Source organism: Verminephrobacter aporrectodeae subsp. tuberculatae At4, from assembly GCF_000193225.1.
GTDB classification, from domain to species: domain Bacteria; phylum Pseudomonadota; class Gammaproteobacteria; order Burkholderiales; family Burkholderiaceae_C; genus Acidovorax; species Acidovorax aporrectodeae.
In genome coordinates this window covers 1-378 of the sequence record NZ_AFAL01000295.1, presented here as the reverse complement: position 1 = coordinate 378, position 378 = coordinate 1, and the positions used below count along the sequence as shown (strand labels likewise).

Here is a 378-nt window from a genome sequence, read left to right as displayed (position 1 = left end):
CTCAGGCGGGGCAAGCAGCGGGGGATTGCTGATTTTCGGGCCGCACAAGGCGGGCCGCCGGTGTCGTTGCGGGAAGCCCGACCGCAGGCCGGCATGTCCCCCGAGCGACCATTCACAGGCGCCTGCCGTGCAAGGACCCGGTTTTTCGTTCCGGGGGCGCCCCGGTTCGGGGAATAATCGGGAGCCATGGCAACACCACAGTTCCCCTTCCCCTTTCTGCACAGTCTCATCGAACGTGTCGGGCGTGCGGCCGCCGGCGCGCAGGCGCCGCAGTGGCTGGTGCACGAGGCGCAGCTGCGCCTCGTGCTGCTCCTGAACCATGTGCTGATGCAGGAAGCCGAGGCCATGCACCGCCTGGTGCGGCAAAAGGGCCGCGTG

1 pseudogene is annotated in these 378 nt (G+C 68.8%); it reads left to right on the top strand.

Features of this window, described 5'->3' with window-relative positions:
• Nucleotides 1-186: 186 nt before the first annotated feature.
• Nucleotides 187-378: pseudogene (locus VTU_RS26230) on the top strand (hypothetical protein); the annotation flags it as partial.